Annotated in this window: 33 protein-coding genes; 30 read left to right on the forward strand and 3 right to left on the reverse strand. The window is 53.2% G+C overall.

The genetic code is table 11. The features are described 5' to 3' along the window. The first annotated feature begins 3 nt into the window (after positions 1-3). The 10 genes from BM323_RS07205 to BM323_RS07250 all read left to right on the forward strand — a co-directional run bounded on the left by BM323_RS07205 (position 4) and on the right by BM323_RS07250 (position 6,846). A complete protein-coding gene (locus BM323_RS07205) occupies positions 4-234 on the forward strand; it encodes a DUF2732 family protein (RefSeq protein ID WP_091003374.1) in 231 nt (76 codons plus the stop codon). Further along, positions 234-461 (forward strand): TraR/DksA family transcriptional regulator, encoded by a 228-nt coding sequence (locus BM323_RS07210; protein WP_091003377.1) that lies wholly within the window; start codon positions 234-236, stop codon positions 459-461. The genes BM323_RS07205 and BM323_RS07210 overlap by 1 nt, the downstream gene beginning before the upstream one ends. Next, a complete protein-coding gene (locus BM323_RS07215) occupies positions 458-1,315 on the forward strand; it encodes a DNA adenine methylase (protein WP_091003380.1) in 858 nt (285 codons plus the stop codon). The genes BM323_RS07210 and BM323_RS07215 overlap by 4 nt, the downstream gene beginning before the upstream one ends. Beyond that, positions 1,312-3,618, forward strand: a complete 2,307-nt coding sequence (locus BM323_RS07220; protein ID WP_091003384.1) for a replication endonuclease — start codon at positions 1,312-1,314, stop codon at positions 3,616-3,618. The genes BM323_RS07215 and BM323_RS07220 overlap by 4 nt, the downstream gene beginning before the upstream one ends. Positions 3,619-3,815: 197 nt before the next feature. Then, entirely contained in the window at positions 3,816-4,007 is a 192-nt protein-coding gene (locus BM323_RS07225) for a hypothetical protein (protein WP_254773230.1), read from the forward strand. Positions 4,008-4,024: 17 nt separating this feature from the next. Then, positions 4,025-4,258 (forward strand): DinI-like family protein, encoded by a 234-nt coding sequence (locus tag BM323_RS07230; protein WP_091003390.1) that lies wholly within the window; start codon positions 4,025-4,027, stop codon positions 4,256-4,258. Positions 4,259-4,334: 76 nt separating this feature from the next. Further along, positions 4,335-4,592 carry a hypothetical protein gene (locus tag BM323_RS07235; RefSeq protein WP_091003393.1) on the forward strand — a complete coding sequence of 86 codons (258 nt, stop codon included), beginning with the start codon at positions 4,335-4,337 and terminating at the stop codon, positions 4,590-4,592. Between the two features lie 322 nt (positions 4,593-4,914). Then, on the forward strand, positions 4,915-6,045 hold the full coding sequence (locus BM323_RS07240; protein WP_091003396.1) for an ATP-binding protein: 1,131 nt from the start codon (positions 4,915-4,917) through the stop codon (positions 6,043-6,045). Beyond that, entirely contained in the window at positions 6,029-6,373 is a 345-nt protein-coding gene (locus BM323_RS07245) for an STAS-like domain-containing protein (RefSeq protein WP_091003399.1), read from the forward strand. Before BM323_RS07240 ends, BM323_RS07245 begins: the two co-directional genes overlap by 17 nt. A gap of 20 nt (positions 6,374-6,393) precedes the next feature. Continuing rightward, on the forward strand, positions 6,394-6,846 hold the full coding sequence (locus BM323_RS07250) for a hypothetical protein (RefSeq protein WP_091003403.1): 453 nt from the start codon (positions 6,394-6,396) through the stop codon (positions 6,844-6,846). A 37-nt stretch (positions 6,847-6,883) separates the two neighbouring features. Here the strand turns inward: BM323_RS07250 and BM323_RS07255 are convergent, their stop codons facing one another. Together BM323_RS07255 and BM323_RS07260 are read right to left on the reverse strand one after the other, a co-directional pair. After that, positions 6,884-7,915 carry a phage portal protein gene (locus BM323_RS07255; protein ID WP_091003406.1) on the reverse strand — a complete coding sequence of 344 codons (1,032 nt, stop codon included), beginning with the start codon at positions 7,913-7,915 and terminating at the stop codon, positions 6,884-6,886. After that, on the reverse strand, positions 7,915-9,678 hold the full coding sequence (locus tag BM323_RS07260; protein WP_091003409.1) for a terminase ATPase subunit family protein: 1,764 nt from the start codon (positions 9,676-9,678) through the stop codon (positions 7,915-7,917). The genes BM323_RS07255 and BM323_RS07260 overlap by 1 nt, the downstream gene beginning before the upstream one ends. A 145-nt stretch (positions 9,679-9,823) precedes the next feature. Here BM323_RS07260 and BM323_RS07265 point away from each other — a divergent pair, with 145 nt between their 5' ends. From BM323_RS07265 to BM323_RS07310, 11 genes are all read left to right on the forward strand, one after another. Next, the gene (locus BM323_RS07265; protein WP_091003412.1) at positions 9,824-10,669 is read left to right on the forward strand and encodes a GPO family capsid scaffolding protein; all 846 of its coding nucleotides are present in this window, start codon (positions 9,824-9,826) and stop codon (positions 10,667-10,669) included. Positions 10,670-10,714: 45 nt separating this feature from the next. Then, positions 10,715-11,797: a phage major capsid protein, P2 family gene (locus BM323_RS07270; RefSeq protein WP_091003414.1), complete on the forward strand. Its 1,083-nt coding sequence runs from the start codon at positions 10,715-10,717 to the stop codon at positions 11,795-11,797. Between the two features lie 3 nt (positions 11,798-11,800). Further along, positions 11,801-12,469 (forward strand): phage terminase small subunit, encoded by a 669-nt coding sequence (locus BM323_RS07275; protein WP_091003419.1) that lies wholly within the window; start codon positions 11,801-11,803, stop codon positions 12,467-12,469. A gap of 91 nt (positions 12,470-12,560) precedes the next feature. Next, positions 12,561-13,028: a head completion/stabilization protein gene (locus tag BM323_RS07280; protein WP_091003422.1), complete on the forward strand. Its 468-nt coding sequence runs from the start codon at positions 12,561-12,563 to the stop codon at positions 13,026-13,028. Then, positions 13,025-13,231 (forward strand): tail protein X, encoded by a 207-nt coding sequence (locus BM323_RS07285; protein WP_091003423.1) that lies wholly within the window; start codon positions 13,025-13,027, stop codon positions 13,229-13,231. The genes BM323_RS07280 and BM323_RS07285 overlap by 4 nt, the downstream gene beginning before the upstream one ends. 9 nt (positions 13,232-13,240) lie before the next feature. Continuing rightward, the gene (locus tag BM323_RS07290; protein WP_254773233.1) at positions 13,241-13,456 is read left to right on the forward strand and encodes an HP1 family phage holin; all 216 of its coding nucleotides are present in this window, start codon (positions 13,241-13,243) and stop codon (positions 13,454-13,456) included. Next, positions 13,437-13,949, forward strand: a complete 513-nt coding sequence (locus tag BM323_RS07295; protein ID WP_091003432.1) for a lysozyme — start codon at positions 13,437-13,439, stop codon at positions 13,947-13,949. Before BM323_RS07290 ends, BM323_RS07295 begins: the two co-directional genes overlap by 20 nt. Continuing rightward, complete coding sequence (gene lysB / locus BM323_RS24615) at positions 13,946-14,362, forward strand: Rz-like lysis system protein LysB (RefSeq protein WP_091003435.1); 417 nt, start codon at positions 13,946-13,948, stop codon at positions 14,360-14,362. Before BM323_RS07295 ends, lysB begins: the two co-directional genes overlap by 4 nt. Beyond that, the gene (lysC, locus tag BM323_RS24560; RefSeq protein ID WP_254773231.1) at positions 14,265-14,537 is read left to right on the forward strand and encodes an Rz1-like lysis system protein LysC; all 273 of its coding nucleotides are present in this window, start codon (positions 14,265-14,267) and stop codon (positions 14,535-14,537) included. The genes lysB and lysC overlap by 98 nt, the downstream gene beginning before the upstream one ends. Next, entirely contained in the window at positions 14,470-14,937 is a 468-nt protein-coding gene (locus BM323_RS07305; RefSeq protein ID WP_091003439.1) for a phage tail protein, read from the forward strand. Before lysC ends, BM323_RS07305 begins: the two co-directional genes overlap by 68 nt. Next, positions 14,934-15,383: a phage virion morphogenesis protein gene (locus BM323_RS07310; protein WP_091003442.1), complete on the forward strand. Its 450-nt coding sequence runs from the start codon at positions 14,934-14,936 to the stop codon at positions 15,381-15,383. Before BM323_RS07305 ends, BM323_RS07310 begins: the two co-directional genes overlap by 4 nt. Positions 15,384-15,412: 29 nt before the next feature. Here BM323_RS07310 and BM323_RS07315 read toward each other — a convergent pair whose 3' ends face one another. Next, positions 15,413-16,309 (reverse strand): FRG domain-containing protein, encoded by an 897-nt coding sequence (locus BM323_RS07315; protein ID WP_091003447.1) that lies wholly within the window; start codon positions 16,307-16,309, stop codon positions 15,413-15,415. 83 nt (positions 16,310-16,392) lie between these two features. On the opposite strand from BM323_RS07315, the gene BM323_RS07320 reads away from it, so the two are divergent. The 9 genes from BM323_RS07320 to BM323_RS07360 all read left to right on the forward strand — a co-directional run bounded on the left by BM323_RS07320 (position 16,393) and on the right by BM323_RS07360 (position 22,399). Then, the gene (locus BM323_RS07320) at positions 16,393-16,983 is read left to right on the forward strand and encodes a phage baseplate assembly protein V (protein WP_091003450.1); all 591 of its coding nucleotides are present in this window, start codon (positions 16,393-16,395) and stop codon (positions 16,981-16,983) included. Continuing rightward, the gene (locus BM323_RS07325; RefSeq protein ID WP_091003453.1) at positions 16,980-17,330 is read left to right on the forward strand and encodes a GPW/gp25 family protein; all 351 of its coding nucleotides are present in this window, start codon (positions 16,980-16,982) and stop codon (positions 17,328-17,330) included. The genes BM323_RS07320 and BM323_RS07325 overlap by 4 nt, the downstream gene beginning before the upstream one ends. Positions 17,331-17,334: 4 nt before the next feature. After that, positions 17,335-18,243, forward strand: coding sequence for a baseplate assembly protein (locus BM323_RS07330; protein WP_091003456.1), 909 nt, complete (start codon positions 17,335-17,337; stop codon positions 18,241-18,243). Continuing rightward, positions 18,236-18,844 carry a phage tail protein I gene (locus BM323_RS07335; protein ID WP_091003458.1) on the forward strand — a complete coding sequence of 203 codons (609 nt, stop codon included), beginning with the start codon at positions 18,236-18,238 and terminating at the stop codon, positions 18,842-18,844. Before BM323_RS07330 ends, BM323_RS07335 begins: the two co-directional genes overlap by 8 nt. Then, positions 18,841-20,019: a phage tail protein gene (locus tag BM323_RS07340; RefSeq protein WP_091003461.1), complete on the forward strand. Its 1,179-nt coding sequence runs from the start codon at positions 18,841-18,843 to the stop codon at positions 20,017-20,019. Before BM323_RS07335 ends, BM323_RS07340 begins: the two co-directional genes overlap by 4 nt. Before the next feature lie 7 nt (positions 20,020-20,026). Further along, a complete protein-coding gene (locus BM323_RS07345) occupies positions 20,027-20,251 on the forward strand; it encodes a hypothetical protein (RefSeq protein WP_091003671.1) in 225 nt (74 codons plus the stop codon). A gap of 117 nt (positions 20,252-20,368) precedes the next feature. Beyond that, on the forward strand, positions 20,369-21,538 hold the full coding sequence (locus tag BM323_RS07350) for a phage tail sheath protein (protein ID WP_091003465.1): 1,170 nt from the start codon (positions 20,369-20,371) through the stop codon (positions 21,536-21,538). Positions 21,539-21,550: 12 nt separating this feature from the next. Continuing rightward, positions 21,551-22,060: a phage major tail tube protein gene (locus tag BM323_RS07355; RefSeq protein ID WP_091003468.1), complete on the forward strand. Its 510-nt coding sequence runs from the start codon at positions 21,551-21,553 to the stop codon at positions 22,058-22,060. A 63-nt stretch (positions 22,061-22,123) separates the two neighbouring features. Further along, a complete protein-coding gene (locus tag BM323_RS07360; protein WP_091003471.1) occupies positions 22,124-22,399 on the forward strand; it encodes a phage tail assembly protein in 276 nt (91 codons plus the stop codon). Positions 22,400-22,404: the final 5 nt, after the last annotated feature.

Genomic DNA, 22,404 nt, shown 5'->3' on the forward strand with positions numbered 1-22,404 from the left:
AATATGCGAAATATCGAAACAATAAAATTAGGGGTCGATGTTGAACAGCTTTCCACAATCATCACGCAGGCCCGCACAGAAGAACGTGCCGAGCGCGGTCTGCAGGTAGCTCGCCGATTAACTGATTTGGCTATGCGGATTCAACAAAAAGGACTGAGCGGCATTGAAGCTGCTGAGTTGTTGCGTCAGGAAGCCGAGCGCTATGAGAGCGAAGCTCAAGAGGCGGTGCACTGATGGCGGATTCGATGGATTTAGTACAACAGCGTGTGCAGGAAGAACTGGCGCGCAATCTTGCAAGCGCTAAACAGCATCCTACCGGCGCAAGCGAATTCTTCTGCCTGTCATGTGATGCCGAAATTCCTGAAGCCCGCCGCCGTGCTCTGCCGGGTGTCCAGCTTTGCGTTACCTGTAAATCAATTGGCGAGCTTAAGAGCATGCATTATCAAGGCGGTGCAGTATGAGCACGATTCTAAAATGGGCTGGCAGCAAAGCGGGCATTATGCCCGCTCTTTCTATTCATTTGCCACAGGGTAAGCGATTGGTTGAGCCTTTCGCTGGTTCATGTGCAGTGATGATGAATACGGATTATCCGCAATATTTAATAGCTGATATTAACCCTGATTTAATTAATCTCTATCGTCAGGTTAAAGAGCATTCGCGCCCGTTTATAGTCATGGCGGCTCAGATGTTTAACCAAAATGCTAATTATGAGGATTATTACCGCATCCGCGCAGAGTTTAATCTTTGTCTTTCACTGACACTTCTGCAGCGTGCCGTTTATTTCCTTTACCTTAATCGCCACGGATATCGTGGTCTCTGCCGTTACAACCAAAAAGGCGGGTTTAATACTCCGTTCGCCAAAAACGATACAGCTTATTTCCCACTGGCTGAAATCGAAGCATTTGCAATAAAGGCACAGCGCGCCACTTTCATTTGTGCAGATTTCAAAGAAACCCTGCAGATGGTTGAAGGAGGCGATGTTGTCTATTGCGATCCTCCATACGACGGCACATTCAGCCAGTATTTCGGCGAGGGGTTTGGTAAAGAACAACACTGCCAATTGGCCTCAATGTTATCCGGGATTGCCGAATCGAATACGGTGGTTTGTTCCAACAGCGATAACGAGTTTACCCGTCAGCTTTACAGCAAGTTTCACACCTCGTCTGTAACAGCACCGCGCAGCATTGGCAGCAAAGCAGGTGCATCAAAGCGAGGTGCTGAGATAATCGCAACCAATGTCCGGCATTTACCATACATCGGTTTTGAGAAGGCTATCAGTGGTTCCCAGTCAGCAGAAATGCAGGCGGCGGAATGAATCAAGAATTCGCTTACCCGTGGAACGCTCCACGGGAAGCCATCGCCAGCCCATACCCCACCTATGAGGAAATGCACAGCCGCAATCAGATGAATGCGGCTTTAGTTCGTGCGCAGGAACTACTTGAAAAGCAGCCGGCACTTGTACAGCTCGACGTAAAGCGCCGCATCAGTGATCTTGAAAAAACACAGGGGACAGCCCGTGCCAATGCGTACTTTACGAAGACTTTTGTAGAGCGCACATTGCCACGCGTTGAGGTTGTTAGCAGTCAATATCGCCTTGGTGTAATGAAAGGCAGCACCCTGAACTTACTGGGTGAAAATGCTACTGACCGGGAAAACGCCGCCGTTGCTGGCGGACAATTGCATAATTTAATGCGCCGTTTTAATCGCCTTCCTAACATGGCTCGCGCTGATGTTGATTTGCTGGCAGGTGATATTGCTAACCTAATCCTCGCTGAATTGGTGCAAGCCCACCAACAGGCAAAAGATGAGTCAGATTACAAATACACTCACCGTGTATACATGACCGCCGCCACCATCACACGCGAGTTCAACCAAACCCCGCCACTATGGGAGAAAGTCACATCCCGACTTTTTGATCCGGAAGAGGTAACACCTGCGATCAGGCGTATGCAAACCGAAAAGTGGTGGAAAGGTCGGCTGCGTCGCGTCGCTGCCTCATGGCGCGAGCATCTACAAATTGCGCTGGCGAACGTCAGCAAAAAACATACCCCATACGCCAGCAACATGACCGTTGCGGAATGGCGCGAGCAAAAGCGCCGCACGCGTGAATTTTTAAAGTCGCTTGAGCTTGAAGATGAAGAAGGCAACCGCATCAGCCTTATCGACAAATACGATGGAAGTGTGGCTAATCCGGCGATCCGTCGCTGCGAGTTAATGACGCGTATCCGCGGCTTTGAAAATATCTGCAATGACATGGGCTTTGTTGGTGAGTTTTACACACTGACCGCTCCGGCGCGCTTTCACGCTACCATCAAAACCGGCCATCGCAACCGTAAATGGAACGGAGCCAGCCCGGCAGACACGCAGCGTTATCTCTGCAATGTTTGGCAGAAAATCCGTGCAAAGTTGCACAGAGAAGAAATCCGTATTTTCGGGATTCGTGTTGCTGAGCCGCACCATGATGGTACACCACACTGGCACATGCTGATGTTTATGCGACCGGAAGATGTTGAGCTGGTGCGCGAGATAGTCCGCGATTATGCCTATCAGCAAGATAGTGACGAGCTGCGCACTGAGAAAGCCCGAAAGGCGAGGTTCCATGCTGAAGCCATCGATCCCGACAAAGGAAGCGCTACTGGTTATGTGGCGAAGTACATTTCTAAAAACATCGACGGCTATGCGCTCGATGGCGAGCTAGACGACGAAAGCGGAAAAGAGTTGAAGGAAACAGCGCCCGCTGTTTCTGCATGGGCGGCTCGCTGGCACATACGCCAATTCCAGTTCGTGGGCGGAGCGCCGGTAACGGTGTATCGCGAGTTGCGTCGCATGGCTGATAGTGAAACGGCGCACGGCCTTAGTGTTGAGTTTGCTGCTGCGCATGATGCGGCAGATGCCGGTGATTGGGCGGGATATGTTAACGCCCAAGGCGGGCCGTTTGTCCGTCGCGATGATCTGGCAGTGCGCACATGGTATCAGCCAGGCGAAGACGTTAATGAATATGGCGAAGAAACCGTGCGCATTAAGGGCGTCTTTGCTACCGAAGTTGGTGCCGATACACCAATTCTAACCCGCCTTACACAGTGGAAGATCGTTCCAAAGCGTTCAATTGATACCCTATTTGAAAGCGCACCTAAGCCGATTTCGGCGTTAGATGTTGACCTTGATTTGGCCTTTGAATTTTTGGACGCGCCCGCGTCCTCTCGGAGTTCTGTCAATAACTGTACGGAGGGTTTGAGATCTGAAGATTCGAACCCGCCGGAAAGTTACGCAAAAATCGACTTTGAGGGTATGAGTCGCAAAGAACGACGCAAGCTTCTTGCCCGAATCAGGGTGGAACAGCCTAAAAAACGGCTTAGGAAGTTAAGGCGATCGGAAAAAATAGAGGCTGCTTGCGACAACGTGATTAGCCAGGTGAGAGATTTTTGCGGTGAAACTATTAGTCGCGGACTTGCCGTGCGCCTCATCGGTGGAACTCAGACTGAGATAGCAGGAAAAATGTGTCGTGCTTCAACATGCGGTGATTTGTTGAGAACCAAACCAGAAGCTAGGAAGGGCAGCATATTAGCGAGATTTAACCGATTAGCAGATTCAGTTAGAGCAAAAAATGCTCACCCATAGGTTAAGGTTAACGAAACTCGGAAAATTGTTAGGCAACAACAGGCGATTCGCGGGTGATGTTAGTCGCTGGGGTAAGGGCGATAAAGATGTTTCATATCATGCAGATAAAAACCTGTTTCTACTGACACTTTTTTCTTCCGCTTAAACTAAATGCTATGATACTGTATAGATGTACAGTGATTGTTGGGGGAGGGCGCGTGGATAACGAATTACAAGAGCGGGTAATGCTTGAACGTGTTGAGTTGATTGCTCGACTTACTAGTGAAGGAATGTGCAGAGAACGCGATAGGGAGATTGCGCTAAATCTGATAGCTGAAATCGCTAGCAATACCGCGATGGCGAATAAACAATTTTCAGTCGTATTTTCGGCTGTACCCATTGAAAAATAATCCTTGAGGTAGCTGTGATGCGAATTGAAATCATGATCGATAAAGAGCAAAAGATTAGCCAGTCAACGCTTGATGCATTGGAATCGGAATTGCTTAAAAACCTGCACCCCCAATACCCAAGAATGGCAATCCGCATCCGCAAGGGCAGTGCAAATGGTGTTGAGTTAAGCGGCCTGAGGATGGACGAAGATAAAAAAAATGTAATGGATATCCTCCAGTCCGTATGGGAAGACGATAGCTGGCATCATTGAGAGAACGTTGTGCTTGTCAAAATCTTGATTTTGGCGAGAGCAATGTTGAACAACGAGCACGGCGAGGCGTTAGGCTATGTCAAAAAGTCCTGAAAAATTCCAGATCGTTTACCGGGGTGAAGTGCTCACCTACTACAAACCCGGCGAATGGGTGTTTTTCCAGAGGCCTAAAGAATGCGGTGGAGGTTACTGGCTGGGCAAAACTTACGATTTTGTTTTCATGCTGGAAATACCGTACCCCGTTTCGTTAAAGCAAGGCATGCAATTCATGAACGAGTTAGAAGGCATGATTCCTTTCAAATCCGATTCAGTGGATGATTTTAAGCTCCAATAAGTCATGCATGCATAAGGTGCATGGATCTGAATGAGATCAACACCGCTAGAAACGTCTAACGGGGCCAGTGCTGGCCTCGTTTTTTTTGGATCGTGCAAGTGCATTAAAAGCAGCCTATGAAGCGGGCAGGCGTGGCGGGGAAAGCATTGCGCGCCTGAGCTTGCGTGTCCACTCTGATAGCACTGCAATCAGTAACGGGGGTGATAATAACTAAGTGTTTGTTTTTGGTTTGTGTAATAACCGAATGATTAAATGAAGTAGAGTTGCAGGTAGGCAGCAAATTGAAATATCATTTGAGCTAATTTTTAGCTGGATTATAAAAATGAATAAAAATATGCATAAAATAGCGCGTAGAAAATTTAGAAGCAAATTGAAGAAGGTTTTTAAAAATACACTCGATAGTGGTACGAATCACGATAAAAAAAAGAATCTTAAGCAAGTTATTAAGCTGAGGTATTTAAAGCATGATTCAGATGTTAATTATTCGCTTAATGCCGAAGCTAAAGATGTAATTTATGCCCCTGTATGCATAGATTACTATAATGAGGTGAATTTTAATAAAACAAATAACTTTATCCTAAAAGTTAAGAGAGCTGTCTTAAATAAAAAGAAGAGAGTTTCAATAAACTTTGATAACACCAAGCAAATTACCGCATCTGCCATGATTTCATTTTTAGCAGAAGTCGATACTCTTTTGTCGACTAGTACTCTTGGGAAAAATTGCATAACTTTCACGCATCCTAAGAGTGACAAAGTTGAAAGTGTACTTAAGCAAATAGGTTTTTATGATTTATTGAAGAAAAATAAAAGAGAAACCAAAGATTACGACGACGTTGCTTATTGGAATTATGCTTCTGGAGTTAACTCAGATACAGAACATGCTTCAGGAGCGATGAGGGAAATAGAAGTTAAAATTAGTCACCGAGCACAAAGAAAACTTATTAAAGGTTTTATTGAAGCAATGGCTAACTGTGTCGAGCATGCATACCATGATATGCCTGATGCAAAACAAGAAATGACGAAATGGTGGGCTTTTGCAGGTGTAAAAGAAAATAAACTAGTAGTTGTGATTTGCGACAAAGGTATTGGTATACCTTGCTCTCTTCCGCTCACTCGTGCTGAAGGTGTCATTGAAAAATTTAAAAACGCTCTCCAGTTAAAAAGACTTAATGATTCTGCAATGATAAAGATTGCCTCAAGGATGGGCAGAACCAGAACACAACAAGGAAACAGGGGGAAAGGGCTTAAAGATATTCGATCTATTATAGACACTATGAATGAGGGGCATTTAACAATTTACAGTAACAAAGGTTATTATCGATATTTCAGAAATAACTCAAAGCTTGACGACTACATGAAAGAGCAAAAAACCAGTGTGTGTGGTACAATCATTGAATGGGCAATCCCTTTAGATGCCAGTGTGCATGAGGTCATCAATGAACAAAGTAATTAAAGTTTCTGAAAAGTTCCCCTATCCGGGACCAAGATTCATTAAGTTAGGCCCTCAATCAGGTGAGGCCTTCAAAATGTATTTATATAAACAGCTAAAAGATATCTATGGGGAAACTTTTAATGACAATTTAAATTATAAAGTTACCATTAATCTGGATCAAACAATTGGCTATGGTTCCTCTTTCCTTGAAGAGGGATTTGGTGGGCTTATAAGGATGGGTGTTCCATTTAATATTGTTAATAACATACATATCATCTCCAATGAAGAGCCTGAGTTAATTGGGGAGATTAAAGAATATATTGAAGATGAAAAAAATAAGCATGCATAAATGTGAGGTTTTTTTGAAAGATGGCGACTGATAATGGAATTACAGATGCTCAATGGATTACATGGGCTTTGAATGTGACAGGGTGGTTAGTTGCAGGTTTAGTTGCGCGGTTTGTTTTGAGAAAGAATGCTAGAAATTCATGGATTGGTGATGTGAAAAAAGCATTGGGTGAGCTTGAAGACAATGCAATTGAATTCTGGATGGGTAAGAACGAAGATAATGAAATCATCCATCTGAATAAACTTAAGCGTAAAATTAAAGAAATAACCACCTTGGCAAGCGAAATTCAAGTTTACGGAGGGAGGGAATATCCTTTAGGTGAATTCGCAATACTTAGAAAGGCAATAACAACTGAGTTCTATCATGATGAAAAAGACCTAAAGCTCATTAGAGAGCTTCCTGCAAATGATAACAGAATATTCCAGATTTCATCAGTTTGTGCAGATTTGTCTATTATTTATAGACGTAAATAAAAATTACTTAAAAGTGCCGCATTAGGCGGCACTTTTTTCAAGCTAAACCTAACGAGTAATCTTTAAAAGTTATTACACTTAGTCCAAGCCAATCATTTATTTCTCGCATCCTTTCCTGTAAAGGCGTCAACTCATTCCGCACAAAAACCTGCGCCGCCTTAACCGCATCCCCAAACCCGCCCGTGTTATCCGGAATAATACCCATCATCTGTGGCGGTACGCGGTGTGCACTTAGCAGATCGTCACGGCTGGCCTTCTTGATATTAAAAAAATCATCACGCGTTGCCACTTCGCTGAGCGGTAAAATCTTGATGCCGTCCGGCTTGCCGTTTGGCGCATACATAAACAGGTTGCGGAAGTTGCCGATACCTTTGGTGTCGCGCATCGCCTGTCGCATACGCTCGATATCGCTGCTGCTTTGCGCCGCGTCGGTCATATACAGGATGTAACCGGCGTGCGCCCCGTTCTGGTAATACTTGCGGCGGAACAGCGTAGCCGACTCATTCAGCCAGGCGGAGTTAAGCGCGCTAAGATATTCCGGCAGGCCGTACAGCTCCTGATTGATATCCGGTTCAATAAGGTGGAACACCTGATCCGTCTCGAACTGGTACGCCTCCTTCCATTCCCCGACAAACCAGTACACGCTATCTTCGACGCCGCGCCGCGTATATTTGGCCGGTGACGTTTCAAGGCGCAGCGGCTGACCAAGCGTGTTGCGGCGCAGCTCGGCAAAGGCGTTGCCAAACACCAGATAATCCAGCGCGAACTTGCTGAACTCCTGCTGGCTTAGCAGCGGGTGCGGGATAAAGGTTGAAGCCAGAATGTTGCGCTTAACGTACAGCGGCGAGCTGTGGTGCACCGCCGAGCGCAGGCTTTTCGCCAACCCGTGAAAACTGACCGGCGGCTCGTACCAGCGCCCGTTATGAATGCATTCGGTGTAATCCATAATATCGCGCTTATCCAGCACCGCCGTCGGCTCGCCGAAACTGAACGCCTCGAACGGCTGCGGTGCTGCCTGCGCAGTCTGGGTTTGTGCGGTGAATGCCCTGCGGTCTTTGCGTTTGCTCATCAGTAGAATTCCATAAATGAAGGGTTATCGCCGCCGCTCGCAGCGGTAAGCGGTTCGTTAAGCAGTGCGTGCATGATTGCCCAGGCGACGTCGGCGTGGCTGGCTTCCTCGCTGCGGCTGGCTTCGTAAGTTGAACGGTTGCCGCTGGCGGTCATGGTTTTGCGGATCGCCATAAAGGATTGCGTGATATCGGTCTGGCCCGCGTCGTATTCGAGCCGGCCGCTGCTGATGGTGTCTTTCGCTTTCAGTACCATGGCGGTTTTAACTTCGGGCGAGTATTTGATTTCGCGCGCCGCCGGGAAGAACTGGCGCACAAGCTGAAACACGCCCTGTCCGATGCCGGTGGCATCCACGCCGATGTACTCGATGGTGTATTTTTCGGTGAGCTGCTTAATCGACTGCGCCTGCGCGGCGAAGTCCATGCCGCGCCACTGGTGGCGCTCCAGCACGCGGAATTTGCCGCCCTTCACCAGCGGCGGCGCAATAACCGCACATCCGGCGCTGTCGCCGGTATGCGAAGGATCGTAACCAATCCACACCGGGCGATAGTCGAACGGGCGCAGGGCGTAAGGGTTAAAGTCCGTCCATTCTTCCAGGCTGTCGACCATGCAGGTCTGCAGCTCGGCGAACGGGAACACGCTGGCCTCATCGTCGACAAATTCACACATCAGTAGGTTCTGATATTCAGACGGGCTGTACTCGAGCTGCAGCTGATCGATATCGAACAGGTTGCAGCCGCCGGTCAGCGCGTCCTCAACCGTGACAATCTGCCGCCACTGCCCATCGCCGCACAGCGCGCCTTTCGCCAGGTGCGAGTGCGAGAGATCCAGCTCTATGCGGTCATCTCTGTTACGGCGCCCTTTGTTGAACAGCTCGCCAGACCAGAACGGATAAGCGCTGTGAGACAGGCTCGACGGCGTGGAAAAGTAGGTTGTGCGCCACTTCTTGTGCAGCGACATGCCGCTGGCGACTTTGCGCAGCTCCTGAAACTTCGGTATCCAGAAATATTCATCCAGGTACAGGTTGCCGGTGTAGCTCTGCGCGGTGCGCACGTTGGTGCCGAGGAATATAAGGCGCGCGCCGTTGGGCAGCACAATCGGATCGCCTTTCAGGTCGACGTCAGCCTGACGGGCAAAGTCGAGTATGTAGTTTTTGAAGACGTGCGCCTGCGCCTTACTGGCGGATAAGAAAATCTGGTTGCGCCCGGTGGTCAGCGCATCGATGAGCGCCTCGCGGGCAAAGTAAAACGTTGCGCCAATCTGGCGGGATTTGAGGATGTTGCGGATGCGGTGCGCGAGTCCGGCCTGATGCCAGCCGAGCTGATACGCAAAGCAGCCCTCCATAAACAGGCCGGTTAGCTTGTCGGTCTGCTTGTCGCTGAATACGTTTTTGATTACCGGCTGGCGCTCGCCCCTGTTGCGGTTGCGCACGTTGGGATTGAGATCCGCCTCGTTGCCGCTGCTGCGGTAGCGCTCGACGCGCGCCAGCCGTTCAATCTGACGCCCGAGCGCGTCTATCTCCTTGTAATCACCGTTCCCCTTGACCTCTTTCATGATGAGCTGAATCAACCGCGCTTCCACGCTGGCTTCCACGCGACTGATGGGCGCGATGCTGTCCCATTCGTCGCGCAGCTTCCAGCTCTGCACGGTCGGCGTTTTCTGTCCGAGCGTCTCCGCAATCTGGCGCACGGAAAATCCCTGCCAGTAAAGCAGCGCAGCCTGACGGCGCGGATCGCTGATGATGGTGCCGGGTGTCATGTTCATGCCGGTAAGGCTACCGGTGGCAAATTGGGCGCGCCTGCACTCGCTGTTTGCTGATGTATGAGCGGGCGGCCATGCGTTGAGGGATTGGGTGGCGGCGGTGAAACTGGCCCCGAACCGAACCAACCCACTGACCGGAGCCTGATTAATGGCAACTAAAGCAAAGCGTTTCCGCATCGCTGTGCAGGGAGCAACCACCGACGGCCGCGAGATTTCCCGCGACTGGATTTCGCAGATGGCGAAAAACTATGACCCTACCGTGTACGGCGCACGCGTCAATATGGAACACATCAAAGGCTATGCCGCCGACAGCACGTTCCGCCGCTTTGGTGACGTCACGAAGGTCGAAGCCGAAGAAATCACCGAAGGGCCGCTTGCGGGCAAGCTCGCGCTGTTTGGCTACATCGATCCCACGCCGGAGCTGGTCGAGCTGACCAGAGCGCGCCAGAAGGTTTACACCTCGATTGAAGTAAACCCGAAATTTTCCGACACCGGCGAAGCCTATCTGATTGGTCTGGCCGTGACCGACGACCCGGCAAGCCTCGGCACCGAATACCTGAGCTTCAGCGCCACCGCCAGAGCCAACCCGCTGGCGTCCCGCAAGCAGGACAAAGAAAACCTGTTTACCGCCGCCGAAGAAACCCTGATCGAGTTTTACGACGAAGCCGACGCGGGCCCGTCGCTGCTGTCACGCGTGAAAGAGCTGTTTACCCGCAAAGAAAAAACCGATGACGAGCGCTTTAGCGACGTGAGCGCGGCTGTCACTGCCGTCGCCGAGCAGGTGCAGAAGAACGGCGAAAACCATTCGCAGCAGGTAACAGCGCTGGAAAAAACCTTTTCCGATCGCATCGCGGCGCTTGAGCTGGAAGCCGGTAAAGACCGCGAAGCGCTGAGCACCCTGCAGGAGACGCTGGCGAAAACTGACGGCGGCTTTAACCGTCGTCCGCCTGCGACCGGCGGCGACAACAAAGGCAGCGTGCAGACCGACTGCTGATACGCCGTATTGAGAAAACCTGATTACTGATTAACAGGAGCGCCAATGCGCAAGAATACCCGCTTTAAATTTAACGCCTATATGTCCCGCGTCGCCGAGCTGAACGGCGTAGAAATCGACGACATGAACAAGAAATTCAGCGTCGAGCCGTCGGTCACGCAGAAGCTGATGACCCGCGTGCAGGAGTCGTCCGCGTTTCTGACCCGCATCAACATCGTGCCGGTACCGGAAATGAAGGGAGAAAAAATCGGCGTCGGCGTGTCCGGTTCGATTGCCAGCACCACCGACACCGCTGGCGGCGACGAGCGCGAAACCGCTGATTTCTCTTCGCTCGATAGCCAGGGCTATGAGTGCGCGCAGGTCAACTTTGATTTCCACATCCGCTACAACACGCTTGACCTGTGGGCGCGCTACGACGATTTCCAGACGCGTCTGCGCGATTCCATCATCCAGCGACAGGCGCTGGACCGCATCATGATCGGCTTTAACGGCACGCACCGCGCCAAAACCTCTAACCGCGCAGCGAATCCAATGCTGCAGGACGTGGCGGTGGGCTGGCTGCAGAAGTACCGCAACGAAGCGCCGAGCCGCGTGATGAGCAAAATCACGGAGAAAGATGGCACGGTGATTTCGCCCAAAATCCGCGTGGGCAAAGACGGCGATTACGCGAACCTCGACGCGCTGGTGATGGACGCCACCAATAACCTGATCGAGCCGTGGTATCAGGAAGACCCGGAGCTGGTTGTCATCGTGGGTCGTCAGTTGCTGGCCGATAAGTATTTCCCGATTGTGAACAAAGACCAGGCGAACACCGAGCAGCTTGCCGCTGACGTCATCATCAGCCAGAAGCGTATCGGCAACCTGCCAGCGGTGCGCGTGCCGTACTTCCCGGCGAACGCCATGATGATCACCCGCACCGATAACCTGTCGATTTACTGGCAGGAAGGCACGCAGCGCCGCCATATCGAAGAGGTGCCGAAGCGTGACCGCATCGAAAACTACGAATCCGCTAACGAGGATTACGTGGTGGAGGACTACGCGGCGGGCTGCGTGATTGAAAACATCGAGCTCGGTGATTTCAGCGAACCGGCAGCAGCCACCACCGAAACCCCGGCAGCGGGAGAGTAACGCATGCTGAGTCCCGCCCGCCGTCACCGGATGCGCGTCCAGGCCGAAACTGAATCGCAGCGGGATGCGAACCCGCTGCGCCACGCCACCGGCTATGAGCAGATGCTCGTGAAACTCAACGAGGACAAGCGCCGCCTGAAGAAAGTCCACTCGGTAGAGCGCAAGGCTGAGCTAAAGCGCCAGCTCCTGCCCGACTACCTGCCGTGGATTGCAGGCGTGATGAACAGCGGGCGCGGCGCGCAGGATGCCATCGTGATGACCGTCATGATCTGGCGACTGGACACAGGCGACGTAACCGGCGCGCTCGAAATCGCCCGTTACGCATTAACGCACGGTCTGGTGCCGCCCGACGGATTCAAACGCGACAGCCTGCCGTACCTGCTGGCCGAAGAAGTGGCCAGCGCCGCGACACGCGCCTGGACGGCAAAAGAGGCGGTCGATATTGCGCCGCTGCTTGAAACCATCCGGCTGACCGACGCCGAAGACATGCCCGATCAGGTGCGCGCCAAGCTGCACAAAATCGCCGGGTATGTGTATCGCGATTCGGGCGGGACTCCGGAAGCCATGCACCACCTGAAACGCGCGCTGCAGCTTAACGAGGGCTGCGGCGTGAAAAAAGACATAGAGCGGCTGGCGACTGCCATGAAAAAGCAGGCGCAGGCCAGCCGCTGACCGGACGCGACCCCGCGCAGGGCGGCAGGACGGCAACGCACTTTCAGTGTCTGCGCCGTCCTCCACCGCCCACCTATTTCTGAGGCCAACTATGAGCACGCTGGTAATTGCAGCACAGCGACCGGCAGAGACTGCCGAGCCGCCGGTAAAGAACACCTTTTTCTGGCCTGATATCGACCTGCAGCATCTGCGCGAGTCACTGCGCTACGAGGGAACCGTCACCGCGCAGCGCCTGCGGCTGGCGGTGAAAACGGCGATTAGCGAAGTGAACGCTGAGCTGTACGACTGGCGCGCCGACCAGATGGCGGCGGGCTTCAAAACGCTTGCTGACGTCCCGGCGGAAGCGCTGGACGGCGTGAGCGAAAAAATCACGCACTACCTCGCCGCCGTCGAGGCGATCACCGCCGCCACCATCGCCGAGCGCTATCGCGGCTATGACGCCAGCGGCACGAAGAAGGCCGGAGAAGTTGAGGCCAGCGCCGACGAATACTGGCGCGACGCGCGGTTCAGTATCAGCCGCGTCGGTGAGCGCCCTAACTGCATCGTGAGCCTGCTGTGACGCGGGTTTACGCGCTGCAGGGCGATACCGTCGACGATATCTGCTACCGCCACTACGGGCGCACGGAGCAGGTAACGGAATCGGTCTTTGATGCCAACCCCGGCCTCGCCGACGCCGGGCCGATACTGCCGCACGGCTGGCCGGTCGATCTGCCTGAGCTGCCGGAATCGCCAACGGGTGAGACCGTTAACCTTTGGGACTGAATCATGAACATCACGATGGAGCGCATCAGCGCCTTTATCACCTACAGCATTGCCGTGGTGATGGGCTGGCTCGGTAAATGGGATTTGCAGGACGTGGCGACGATCCTCGGCATGGTGCTCGGCGTCGGCATGTTTCTGGTGAGCTGGTATTACCGGCGCAAAACCTACCAGCTTTTTGCAACGGGCCGCATCAGCCGGAGTGACTATGAATCTGCAAACCGTTAAGCGCTGCTCGGTGGGCGTGGTGCTGGCGATTGCCGCCACGCTGCCGGGCTTTCAGCAGCTTCACACCTCGGTTGAGGGACTGAAACTTATCGCCGATTACGAAGGCTGTCGCCTGAGTCCGTACAAGTGCGACGCGGACAAATGGACGGACGGCATCGGCAACACTGTGGGCGTGATGCCGGGAAAAAGCATTACAGAACGGCAGGCGGCAGGAACCTTTATCGCTAACGTGCTCCGCACGGAAAAGGCGTTAACGCGTTGCCTGTTCGTGAAGGTGCCGCAAAAGGTTTACGACGCCGTGGTGTCGCTGGCCTTCAACGTCGGCACGGGCAACGCCTGCAGCTCAACAATGGTAAAGCTGCTGAATCAGAACCGCTGGCGCGAAGCCTGCTATCAGCTGCCGCGATGGGTATACGTGAAAGGCGTGTTCAATCAGGGACTGGATAACCGCCGCGTGCGCGAGCTGGCATGGTGTCTTGAGGGGGCGTTGTGATCCGCATTACGGAAACCCTTCTGGCCGTGGCGATTCTGGCGCTGGCGTTAACCGGCTGGCGCTGGTCGGTTGCCAGCGATGAGCTGGCGAGCGCGCAGCGGGTTATCGGCACACTGTCCGCCGGTATCGAGAGCAGGGATAAAGCCATCACCCGGCTTAAAACTGAAAACAACGAAGGGCAAAAGCGCGAAGCCACGCTGCGGCTGATGCAGGGCAAAGCCAGCGCCGGAGCGCTGACGCGAGAAGCACACATACAGAGGGAAACCGATGCAAACCCGATACTCCGTGACTGGTCTGTTACTGCTTTGCCTGACGATGTTATCAGGCTGCACACCCGCCCCGCCTTCACCAGCGCCAGAGATTATCTGGATTGGCTGTCCGCGCGTGACAAGCTGCCCGGTGCCGGGAAATAGCCTGAGAACGGCGGGCGATCTGGCGGCGGATAACCGGCAGCTCGAAGCGGCGCTTGCCTCATGCGGGCTGCAGGTCGAAATCATTAAAGAGTGCCAGGAGCAACACGATGCTGAAACCCCAACAACTGCGCAAGGCGCTGACCGACAGCGTGCCGCTGCTGCAGCGCAACCCTGACAGCCTGAATGTGTTTATTGACAGCGGGCGTATCGTGTCAACGCTCGCCACCTCGCTGTCGTTTGAATATCAGTACCGGCTGAACATGGTGATCACCGACTACACAGGCGATATCGATCTGCTGGTTGTCCCGATGCTGGAATGGTTGCGCGTGAATGAACCCGACATCATGGCGACCAAAGAAAAGCAACAGACCGGCTTCACATTTAAGGCCGATGTTATCAGCGACACGGCCAGCGATATCAGTATTGACCTGCAACTGAGCGAGCGGGTGATCGTTAAGCGCGTGGGTGAAGAACTGCACGTTAAACATGTTGGCGAAAATCCATTAGCTGAGAACGATGCGCGGCCCTTCCAGCTCTATGCTGGCGGTGATCTGGTTAGCGAGTGGCGACAATGAGCGACTTAAAACTGGTTAACGACCGCCTCAATGCGCTGATCGGCAACCTGTCTGCGCAGTCACGCAAAGAAATGGCCCGCAACATCGCGAAGAAGCTGCGCGCCAGTCAGCAGCAGAATATCAAGCGCCAGCAGGCACCAGACGGCACGCCGTTTAAGCCGCGCAAGCCGCAGCCTATACGCAGCAAAAAGGGCCGGGTTAAGCGCGAGATGTTTGCCAAACTCCGCACCGCGAAATACATGAAAGCGCAGGCAACCTCAAATGAAGCGGTAGTTGAGTTTACTGGGCGCGTGCAGCGCATGGTGCGGGTGCATCATTATGGCTTGAGGGACAGGCCATCGCGGAACGGCAAAGAGGTGCAGTACGAATCACGACCGCTGCTGGGCATCGGTGAGAGCGACATGATAGTTATTGAACAAGAGATTATTATAAGACTCTCGAAATAAGAGCCTTGTAATGAAAGATTGTATTAGATTTATGGGAATTGATGTGGTTGCATTATCTGGTCTGCAATTCCCTTGTACCCTGGGAAGATTTTTTCAGAACCATATCCATGAGACTCAAGATATTTGTATGCTTGTAGTGCAGAGTGGCGGGGAAATGTAATGTGTTTTAGTGGGTGAATGCCTTTAAGTAATTTTTCCATTGGAAATTTTTCTTCCATGTACTCATCAAGTGGTCTGCTTTCGTATTTCGCGTTCACAATTCCCATCTCTTTTTCCACTGTGGGGATTAATGTAAAAAGTCCTTTCTGTGCATTTAAGTTAGGATTGTTAAAATAAGGTGGCGTAATAATCCTTAGGGGAAAGTCAGGGTTGTTCATGCTCACAACCCTGACTAAGTTTGTATCTAAACACCAGATGCTTAAATTACCTTCAGCTTGCCATGAGTCCTTCAATGCAAAGTAAAGTGCTATGAATGGGTCATAAGACCAATCTAACAGGCGAGTTGGAATTCCGTAATGTTGTGCCAAACCAGCCAACTCATCAAGAGTTCTGGGAGGCCATTCCTGTTGATTGGCTAGATACTCTAATGCATTTGCTCCAATGAAATCACGGGGTGAGTTTCTTAAAATGTAATCATTGGGGACCTTCAAACCTTGTAGGTCTGCGCGAATGAAAAATTTTTGCAGGTAATTAAATTCATATGCAGCCTGAATAAACTCAGTTTCCTTTATGTCTTCAGGGAAATGCCCGTATAACGTTTTATATAAGGGCCTGTCTCGTTCGCTAATGCGTAATGATGTTGGGGTGAGTTTCCAAGATTCATCGTTATGCCCCCTAAACACGATGCCATTAAAATTGTTTTGCCAACTCAAAAAATAATTAAGTAACTCCTTTGGCTCATTTATTTCAATCTTAGAAACAATCATCTTTGCCTCTGCTTGGTGTTTGTTCGTTCATGACAGGACCATTGTTGATTGTTCCACTTGTCAGGTGAAAGCACAATTCAGATATGAACGAACAACTTACAGAAATTCTGCGCCTGCTGCGCAACTTAATCCGTATTGGCACCGTGTCCGCCGTAAAACTTGACGACGGGTTATGCCGCGTGGATACAGGAAACAACACAACCGGCTGGCTTCACTGGCTGTCTGCGCGTGCGGGTAAAACCCGTTCGTGGAATGCACCGTCAGTAGGTGAGCAGGTGCTCGTTTTATGCCTCGGCGGCGAACTCGATACCGGGTTTGTGCTGCCGGGCATCTTCTCGGATGACAACCCCGCCCCATCCGCATCTGCTGATGCGTTGCACTGGTCATTCCCTGACGGCGCAGTAATTGAGTACGAGCCGGAAACCGGTGCACTCAAAGCAACAGGCATACAGACCGCAACCATTGAGGCGGCGGTAAAAATCCTGCTGAGTACGCCAGAGGTTGAATGTTCTGCGCACCTAAAAGCCAAAACGTTTGAGTTTTCAGAGGGTGGCAAGATGACCGGCAACGTTGAGCACAGCGGCGGGAAATTCGACTCGAACGGCGTTGTTGTAGATGACCACGATCACGGTGGCGTGCAGCGCGGCGGAAGCAGAACGGATGGCCCTGAATGACGGCAGCAAAATATATCGGCATGAACCGGGAGACCGGCGAGGCGCTTAACGACCTCGACCATATCCGCCAGTCAGTGCGCGACATTCTGTTAACGCCGCTCGGCTCCAGGGTGATGCGGCGCAAATATGGATCGCTGCTGTCGGCGCTGATTGACCAGCCGCAAAACGAATCGCTACGCCTGCAGATTATGTCCGCTTGCTATATGGCGATCCTGCAGTGGGAGCCGCGCGTCAAACTCACCGCCATTAACTTTGAATCGGATTACAACGGCGGCATGGTGGTCGAGCTAACCGGCAACCGCACCGACACGACGCAACCTTTTTCCTTAACCGTTCCTGTGAGCTGAGAACATGGCAACAATCGACCTGAGCCAGCTACCTGCGCCCGACGTGGTGGAAACGCTGGACTATGAAATCCTGCTGGCCGAGCGCAAAGCCACGCTGATTTCGCTCTACCCGGAAGAACAGCAGGCCGCTGTCGCCCGCACGTTGGCGCTTGAATCTGAACCCATCGTGAAGCTGCTGCAGGAAAATGCCTATCGCGAAGTGATTCTGCGCCAGCGTATCAATGAAGCGGCTAAGGCCGTGATGGTGGCTTACGCGCTTGACGACGACCTCGACCAGCTCGGTGCGAATAACGGCGTTGAGCGCCTGACCATTTCAGCGGCAGACGAAACGACCATCCCGCCCACGGCGGCGGTGATGGAAAGTAATGATGATTTTCGCGCCCGTATCGCCGCTGCATTCGAAGGCTTAAGCGTTGCCGGGCCGACTGGCGCATATGAGTACCACGCCCGAAGCGCCGACGGCAGAGTGGCGGACGCGTCCGCCATCAGTCCATCGCCTGCCGTTGTTACGGTAACTGTGCTGGCGCGCGAGGGTAATGGCACCGCTGCCGACGACCTGCTGGCGGTGGTGGATGCAGCGCTAAACGATGAGAACGTGCGCCCGGTGGCTGACCGCGTAGGTGTGCAGTCGGCGCAGATCGTTGAATACGCTATCGAAGCTGAGCTTTATCTCTATCCGGGGCCGGAGGCTGAACCTATTCGCGCGGCATCAGAGGCAAAACTCGCGGCCTATGTCACGGCACAGAAACGGCTGGGCCGCGACATTCGCCTGTCTGCACTGTATGCGGCTATCCACGTTGAGGGCGTACAGCGCGTTAACCTGATTCAGCCTGTCGCAGATGTGGTGCTGGACAAGACGCAGGCGGCATATTGCACCGGCTACACGCTGACCGTGGGAGGCTCGGATGAGTGATCGCCTGCTGCCTACTGGCTCGTCGTCACTGGAAGTCGCCGCCGCTGAAGCGCTGGCGACTCTCAGCACGATGAATGTGCCGCTGCGCCAGCTCTGGAACCCGCAAACCTGCCCGGTGCAGTTGCTGCCCTATCTGGCGTGGGCATGGTCGGTTGACCGCTGGGATTCTGGCTGGAGTGAATCAACCAAGCGCGCCGTTGTTACTGCAGCGCGGTATGTGCACCGCCATAAAGGAACCATCGGCGCTATCCGTCGTGTGGTTGAGCCGCTGGGCTATCTGATCCGCGTTATCGAATGGTGGAAGACTAACGAAACGCCAGGCACGTTCCGGCTTGATGTGGGTGTGCTTGATACAGGCATCACCGAGGAAATGTACAACGAGCTGGAACGGTTAATTGCGGATGCTAAGCCGTGCAGCCGCCATCTGATCGGGCTGTCCATCAATCTCGATGCAAACGGCGCAATCCCGGTTGCTGTCGCCAGCTACAGCGGCGACGAGCTGACCGTTTATCCCTACACCCCTGAATTAATCAGCGTCGGCGGGCCGGTCTATTCCGGTGCGGCGGTGCATCTTATCGACCTGACGGAAGTGAGCGCATGACGACAAAATATTTTGCCCTGCTGACCAATCAGGGCGCGGCCTTGCTGGCTAACGCCGCCGCGCTCGGCACAAAAGTTAACATCACATCAATGGCGGTCGGTGACGGCGGCGGCACGTTGCCCACGCCTGATCCAGCGCAGACGAAACTCATCGGAGAGAAGCGCCGCGCGCAGCTTAATTCACTGACTATTGACGACGCCAACAGCAGCCAGATCGTTGCCGAGCAGATTATCCCGGAGGGTGAAGGCGGTTTCTGGATACGTGAAATTGGTCTGTATGACGAAGGCGGCATTTTGATTGCCGTTGCTAACTGTGCCGAGACCTACAAGCCGCTACTGGCTGAAGGCAGCGGGCGAACGCAGACTGTCCGCATGATTATCATCGTCAACAGCACGACAGCAGTGACGCTAAAAATCGATCCAGCCGTTGTGCTGGCGACCCGGCAGTATGTTGATAATGCCGTGATCGAGGTGAAAGCATACTCAGATAATCTCATGGCGCAGCACATTGCTGACGCTGATCCGCACAAGCAATATGCGCCTAAAGCCAGCCCGACACTGACCGGGATACCAAAAGCGCCCACACCGGCAGTAACAAAAAATGATACTCAGATTGCGACAACGGCATTTGTGCAGGCTGCATTCAAGGCGCTCCTGAGCAGCGACACCGACAGCAATAGCGAGGTGCTTGCAGCAACGCCGAAGGCCGTAAGTGATGCCATTGCTTTGATTAAAGGTCTGATGGGAACAGCCGCAGGTCGGGCAGTCGGTACCGGCGCAAATCAAATCCCTGATATGTCATCGTTTGCAGCTACGATGAACGGCTCAAACTTTTACGTTGAGTTTCCAAACGGATTTACCGTGCAGGGGGGAACTCTTTCACTGACGCCGGTAGGGGCTTTCAACCCGCAGGCGCTTGGCGGGCAGACGTATTACACGCATTACTATCGGGTGCCTTTCATTAAGGCATTTAAAACAGCACAGGTGACAACGCTTGCCGCCCTGACGAGTCCATCTTATGACACGCAAGGCTCTATGGCCGGGCGCTCGCTTGCCGTGCACCGCGATCAGGATCCGGGTGTATCTGGCGTCGCAAAAACACGTTTTTCTCTGGCAGTTACGCACCCGGTTACGGGTGAAACGCCGACTGTACATTGGGTGGCTTATGGTTACTGATACCGAAATGAAAGTTTTCAGCCCTGCAACGCTGGGATTTTATGACAACACTGATGAATCCCCGGATGACGCCGTGAAAGTGTCTGAAGAGGTAGAGGCATTTCTGAGAACTGCCATTATATGGGGGGCAAACCATTTTGACGTTAAGGAAAACGCAGCATCGGTCACTTACCCTGACTGGATGAAAGACTATGCGGAAGAGAACAGCGCACCGACGCAATGGCCTAACTGAAACACCTCCGGGCGTTTGCCCGGATTCTGTCTGCCTGTTCATGAGCAAACCGCAATCGCATGCACCGCCCCGCCTGAACTGCCACCCTGAGCACACCTTTAACCAGGAGTGCAACAGATGGCAGATTATCATCACGGTGTCCGCGTCGTCGAAATCAACGACGGCACGCGCACCATCTCCACCGTATCAACCGCAATTGTCGGCATGGTCTGCACCGCGCAGGATGCGGATGCGGCAACGTTTCCGCTTAATACGCCGGTACTGATCACCAACGTGCAGGGCGCAGTTGGCAAGGCTGGCGTGAAAGGCACGCTCTCAGCCTCGCTACAGGCAATCGCTGACCAGTCAAAGCCCGTCACCGTCGTGGTGCGCGTGGCAGAAGGCGCGGACGAAGCTGAAACCATTTCCAATATCATCGGCGGCACTGACCAAAACGGCCAGTACACTGGCATGAAAGCGCTGCTTGCCGCACAGACGCAGCTCGACGTTAAGCCTCGTATTCTCGGCGTGCCGGGACTCGACTCACTGGAAGTCGCCACCGCACTTGCCAGCATCGCACAGCAGCTTCGCGCCTTCGCCTACGTGTCAGCGTGGGAGTGCAAAACCATTTCCGAAGCCCGCCTGTATCGCGACAACTTCAGCCAGCGTGAGCTAATGGTGATCTGGCCGGATTTCCTCGCATGGAACACTACCGCGAATAAGTCAGACGTTGCTTACGCCACCGCCCGCGCGCTGGGCCTGCGCGCCAAAATCGACAACGATACCGGCTGGCATAAAACCCTGTCGAACGTTGGTGTTAACGGCGTGACCGGTATTTCGGCGTCAGTGTTCTGGGATTTGCAGCAAGTAGGAACTGACGCAGACCTGCTCAACGAGGCCGACGTCACCACGCTAATTCGCAAAGATGGTTTCCGCTTCTGGGGCAACCGCACCTGCAGTGACGATCCGCTGTTCCAGTTTGAGAACTACACCCGCACCGCGCAGGTGCTGGCGGACACCATCGCCGAGGCGCACATGTGGGCGGTTGACAAACCGCTAACGCCGATTCTCGTTAAGGAAATTATTGCGGGCATTAATGCCAAGTTCCGTGAGCTGGTAAACGCCGGTTATCTGCTCGGTGCGTCCGCCTGGTATGACGAGAGCGCCAACGACAAAGACACGCTCAAAGCGGGCAAGCTCTTTATCGACTACGACTACACGCCGGTACCGCCGCTGGAAGATCTCACCTTCCGCCAGCGCATTACCGACAGCTATCTGGCGACCTTCGCCGCATCCGTTAACAGCTGAGGAGCCGGATAAATGGCACTGCCACGCAAACTAAAGGCGATGAACCTTTTCAACGATGCAAACAGCTATCAGGGTGTCGTTACCGCCGTCACGCTGCCGAAACTGGCGCGCAAGCTCGATCCGTACCGTGCAGGCGGCATGAGCGGCGCGGCACACATCGACAATGGTCTGGAAGATGACGCGCTCGATGTGGAATGGAGCATTGGCGGCATAGATGAACTGGTGCTGACGCAGTGGGGCGCATCTGCCGTGCCGCTGCGTTTCACCGGTTCTTATCAGCGCGACGATACCGGCGAAGAGATCGCGGTAGAGGTTGAGGTGCGCGGGAAGCACCAGAGCTTTGACTTTGGCGAAGCCAAGCAGGGCGAAGACACCGAAACCAAAATCACCTCGAAGTGCACCTATTACAAACTGATGTGGAACGGCAAAGAGCTGATCGAAATCGACACCATCAACATGGTGGAGAAGGTTAACGGCGTTGACCGCCTCGAACAGCGCCGCAAAAACATCGGCCTGGTGTAAACCCAATACCAGCGCCAGACCGGCGCTGGCTTTCCCTGACTACAGTGAATAGAGATAGCTACTATGAACAACGAAAACACCGTGGTATTTGAAACACCACTCAAACGCGGCGACACCGAGATTAAACAGGTCGAGCTGATTAAACCGACTGCCGGAAGCCTGCGCGGTGTGCGCCTTTCAGACCTTGCAGGTTCGGATGTGGACTCACTAATTATCGTGCTGCCGCGCATCACTGCGCCGTCGCTGACTAAAGCGGAATGCAATAACCTTGATCCGGCTGATTTGATTGCGCTAGCGGGTAAGGTGATCGGTTTTTTATCGTCGAAGTCGGACGAATAGATTGG

Source organism: Pantoea sp. YR525, assembly GCF_900116775.1.
Taxonomy (GTDB): domain Bacteria; phylum Pseudomonadota; class Gammaproteobacteria; order Enterobacterales; family Enterobacteriaceae; genus Pantoea; species Pantoea symbiotica.

Coding starts and splice junctions, on each gene's coding strand:
- BM323_RS07205 (WP_091003374.1), top strand. CDS start 4: ATGCGAAATATCGAAACAATAAAATTAGGGGTCGATGTTGAACAGCTT.
- BM323_RS07210 (WP_091003377.1), top strand. CDS start 234: ATGGCGGATTCGATGGATTTAGTACAACAGCGTGTGCAGGAAGAACTG.
- BM323_RS07215 (WP_091003380.1), top strand. CDS start 458: ATGAGCACGATTCTAAAATGGGCTGGCAGCAAAGCGGGCATTATGCCC.
- BM323_RS07220 (WP_091003384.1), top strand. CDS start 1,312: ATGAATCAAGAATTCGCTTACCCGTGGAACGCTCCACGGGAAGCCATC.
- BM323_RS07230 (WP_091003390.1), top strand. CDS start 4,025: ATGCGAATTGAAATCATGATCGATAAAGAGCAAAAGATTAGCCAGTCA.
- BM323_RS07235 (WP_091003393.1), top strand. CDS start 4,335: ATGTCAAAAAGTCCTGAAAAATTCCAGATCGTTTACCGGGGTGAAGTG.
- BM323_RS07240 (WP_091003396.1), top strand. CDS start 4,915: ATGAATAAAAATATGCATAAAATAGCGCGTAGAAAATTTAGAAGCAAA.
- BM323_RS07245 (WP_091003399.1), top strand. CDS start 6,029: ATGAACAAAGTAATTAAAGTTTCTGAAAAGTTCCCCTATCCGGGACCA.
- BM323_RS07250 (WP_091003403.1), top strand. CDS start 6,394: ATGGCGACTGATAATGGAATTACAGATGCTCAATGGATTACATGGGCT.
- BM323_RS07255 (WP_091003406.1), bottom strand. CDS start 7,915: ATGAGCAAACGCAAAGACCGCAGGGCATTCACCGCACAAACCCAGACT.
- BM323_RS07260 (WP_091003409.1), bottom strand. CDS start 9,678: ATGAACATGACACCCGGCACCATCATCAGCGATCCGCGCCGTCAGGCT.
- BM323_RS07265 (WP_091003412.1), top strand. CDS start 9,824: ATGGCAACTAAAGCAAAGCGTTTCCGCATCGCTGTGCAGGGAGCAACC.
- BM323_RS07270 (WP_091003414.1), top strand. CDS start 10,715: ATGCGCAAGAATACCCGCTTTAAATTTAACGCCTATATGTCCCGCGTC.
- BM323_RS07275 (WP_091003419.1), top strand. CDS start 11,801: ATGCTGAGTCCCGCCCGCCGTCACCGGATGCGCGTCCAGGCCGAAACT.
- BM323_RS07280 (WP_091003422.1), top strand. CDS start 12,561: ATGAGCACGCTGGTAATTGCAGCACAGCGACCGGCAGAGACTGCCGAG.
- BM323_RS07295 (WP_091003432.1), top strand. CDS start 13,437: ATGAATCTGCAAACCGTTAAGCGCTGCTCGGTGGGCGTGGTGCTGGCG.
- lysC (WP_254773231.1), top strand. CDS start 14,265: ATGTTATCAGGCTGCACACCCGCCCCGCCTTCACCAGCGCCAGAGATT.
- BM323_RS07305 (WP_091003439.1), top strand. CDS start 14,470: ATGCTGAAACCCCAACAACTGCGCAAGGCGCTGACCGACAGCGTGCCG.
- BM323_RS07310 (WP_091003442.1), top strand. CDS start 14,934: ATGAGCGACTTAAAACTGGTTAACGACCGCCTCAATGCGCTGATCGGC.
- BM323_RS07315 (WP_091003447.1), bottom strand. CDS start 16,309: ATGATTGTTTCTAAGATTGAAATAAATGAGCCAAAGGAGTTACTTAAT.
- BM323_RS07320 (WP_091003450.1), top strand. CDS start 16,393: ATGAACGAACAACTTACAGAAATTCTGCGCCTGCTGCGCAACTTAATC.
- BM323_RS07325 (WP_091003453.1), top strand. CDS start 16,980: ATGACGGCAGCAAAATATATCGGCATGAACCGGGAGACCGGCGAGGCG.
- BM323_RS07330 (WP_091003456.1), top strand. CDS start 17,335: ATGGCAACAATCGACCTGAGCCAGCTACCTGCGCCCGACGTGGTGGAA.
- BM323_RS07335 (WP_091003458.1), top strand. CDS start 18,236: ATGAGTGATCGCCTGCTGCCTACTGGCTCGTCGTCACTGGAAGTCGCC.
- BM323_RS07340 (WP_091003461.1), top strand. CDS start 18,841: ATGACGACAAAATATTTTGCCCTGCTGACCAATCAGGGCGCGGCCTTG.
- BM323_RS07345 (WP_091003671.1), top strand. CDS start 20,027: ATGAAAGTTTTCAGCCCTGCAACGCTGGGATTTTATGACAACACTGAT.
- BM323_RS07350 (WP_091003465.1), top strand. CDS start 20,369: ATGGCAGATTATCATCACGGTGTCCGCGTCGTCGAAATCAACGACGGC.
- BM323_RS07355 (WP_091003468.1), top strand. CDS start 21,551: ATGGCACTGCCACGCAAACTAAAGGCGATGAACCTTTTCAACGATGCA.
- BM323_RS07360 (WP_091003471.1), top strand. CDS start 22,124: ATGAACAACGAAAACACCGTGGTATTTGAAACACCACTCAAACGCGGC.